This is a genomic window from Arthrobacter sp. CAL618 (assembly GCF_000468215.1).
Lineage (GTDB): Bacteria > Actinomycetota > Actinomycetes > Actinomycetales > Micrococcaceae > Arthrobacter_D.
The window spans coordinates 17,385-20,162 of the sequence record NZ_ASZW01000276.1; the positions used below are offsets into that span (position 1 = coordinate 17,385).

The 2,778-nt window shown below is 60.4% G+C and carries 1 protein-coding gene; it reads right to left on the reverse strand.

Annotated features, from left to right (window positions below; all coding sequences use genetic code 11):
* Window positions 1–1,218: 1,218 nt before the first annotated feature.
* On the reverse strand, window positions 1,219–2,658 hold the full coding sequence (locus K728_RS0116960) for an IS1380 family transposase (protein WP_024476452.1): 1,440 nt from the start codon (window positions 2,656–2,658) through the stop codon (window positions 1,219–1,221).
* Between the last annotated feature and the right edge of the window lie 120 nt (window positions 2,659–2,778).

Here is a 2,778-nt window from a genome sequence, read left to right on the forward strand (position 1 = left end):
GGGACTGCCGGCATCTGACGCGCCACAACCGGCGACTCCCGCTAAAGCTCCGACCAAAAGTAGCCCCATGACGCTCTGACGGATATCCATAATCAACCTTTCACCCAGAATCCCGACATCGAAACCAGTTTCCGCGGCTCCGGGCACTGATAGCACCATGATTCTCTTTCACTATAAAATTCGTCACAGGCTAGGCCACGGATGGGCCGCGAAAACAGCTCAGCAGGACTTTCGCCCCCTAGGCCAGATCGGGTTAATTGCTCCAAAATGAGTTTCATCGGCAGAACCCGCGATATGCATTAGGTAAACGCCTAGCTTGAATCTGGTGCAGTCTCCATTCGACTTCACCATCGGAGGATCACTATCGGGTCCTCGAAACTTCAAGGTCCGACGGGGAACACACGGTAAACCACGGACAGTCTGATCTACCTCGCATGCGGTCTGATGAAAATTTTCACGTTCGAGCTACCAGTGGGTGCATTTTCTTCGAACAGCAGCGGAGTAAATCGCTCCTCAACCTACCCACAAGCACAAAGCCTCCCGTACCGACCCCATTGTCGACCCTTCGCCTCGAATCCATTGTTGGCACCCATCGTTCACCTGAGGAAGGCCTGTACTGGGAGCAGTGCGTCAAACCGTCAGCCCAAGCAGTAGCAACAACAACCCAAAAATTACGACCATATCTGGACTCTTCGAACGGTGTTGAACGAACGAAAAGGTCGCGGACCTGTCGGACGGGTACATCACATGCACCCGGTACCGGCCTACATGCGGTGAATCGAGGAACCACATCCAGAATTACTATGGAATCAGAAGCCGGATCCACCGGTACGGCTGGTATGCACTGGTGCGTGAGTTGGGATCGCTGACGAAACAGTGTCCTCGATGACGTCAACACGTCCGCTAGCAGTGTGCTGGACCCGGTGACTGGGTGGCTGAGTTTCAGGACGGCCCCTTCTGCGCCTAAAACTGTTGTGATTGACGCCTCGCAGATCCAGGATAGACAGCTGTTGATCAACTAATAGGGACCGGGTTTTGGAACGTTTAGCCCGGATTTTTCATGATGGCCGGGTTCGCGGCCAGGTCATGGGCTAGTTCGCGTCCGGTGGGATTTTCTTGTTTTGGGCGTGTTGGCGGGGCCTGTGGTCGCTGGCTGGGCGTCGGGTTCCACGTCTCCGATCGGGTGTTTCGGTGGTTGCAGGGCTGGCCGTCCGGCTTTCAGGCCAGGCGCGGGCTCGGTTGTCGGAGGCTGTGCTTGAGCTCGGTAATGGCGGTCAGGAGGGTGGTGATCGTGCCGGTTTCCGGCGCGTTGCCGGGGATCAGCAGCTGGGTCCGCCGGGCCCTAGTGATGAGTTTTCCGGCGGTCGCGAAGAGCCGGTACCGCCACCGTTTGATGTCCCAGCCGCGGGCTGTATGCCCGGCCGGCAGGATGGCCAGTTGCAGCCAGGACACTAGATTCATGGCCAGGGCGGCAATGTCAGCCCAGGCCTGATTGGCGTGGAAATCATAGAACGGCAGTTTCCCGAGCCCAGTGTTCTTCAGCGTTTTGATCCGGTTCTCACACCGTCCCCGGGCCCGGTGCCGGGCATCAAGGGTGGGCCCGTGCCAGCGCGGCGAGTTCGTCAGAAAGGCCGTGATTCTGTGTCCGTCAACATCGAGCAGCGTTGCCTGCGCCCCGGGGTGAAGGGGCTCGGCGCGTAGGAACAGGTTCGTCCCGACCGGGTAATCGGTGAGCCCGAAAATCTCGGTGGCGTTGATGACCCACGCATCGGTGCGTTCCTTACCGTTCTGGTCCAGGGCCGGCTGCCAATGCGCTTTGTCGTTGATCCAGGCGACCATGTGGGCCTTGGTGACCGGCACCGGGTAGGACACCGTGAACTGGACACCTAACGACGCCAGGTGATGCAGGAACTTCCGTGACGCCCCGGCGCTGTCGGTGCGCACCAGCACCTTGTCCCCGATGAGCTCACCGTGGCCGTCGTAGAAACTGTCGGGGAGCTGTCCGATGGCCTGGGTGAACACCTCGATGTGGTCTTGGGCACTGTTGGCTCCGGCGTTGCCTGGACGCATCAACGCGGCCAGGATCTCCCCGGTCCCGTTGCCCGTACCGTAATCGACGCTGGCGATGAAAGGGGCGAAACCATACCCGCCCTTATAGGTGCCCACGGCCTGTTCCTTGTCGCTGTGGGAGGCCACGAGCGTGGCATCAAGGTCCAGGATCAGGGGCTCCAGGACGGTCGCCCGCAGTGCCGGGTTCCGGTCCCCGGCAGCGTCCCATGCCCGTGAACGCAGCTGGCGAGTCAACGTGGCGAAGCCGTAGCCGAAGACGTCCGGACCAGCCGCAACCCGGTCGAAGAACCGTGAGACGGTCGCGTTCGAGGCCACGTTCCCGAAGACGCCGGCACCAGAGCGTAGGATATCCAGATCCGAGACGTGTTCCCCGCCGCCGGCGAGCATGACCGCCAAGGATCCCAGGATCGTGCCGGGCCGATGCCGGGCCCCGGCGGGAACGAACTGGCCTAACCGGTCCTCGCACAAGCCCCGGAAACCGAGCGCGTCGATCAGAGATGTCACCACGTTCAGCCCCGCGTGGGAGACCAGCGACTGCTCCGTCGTGGCGACAGGAAGAGACGGGAAAACTCCGGTAATCTTAGACATCAGAAAGGTGCTTCTTTCAGCCGGTGGAACAGTGCGTCAACAACACTATTTTCCCAGCCCAGAAGCACCTTTCGTCGCTTTAACACACCCGACGGGCCCCACCCTCATGAAAACCCCGGG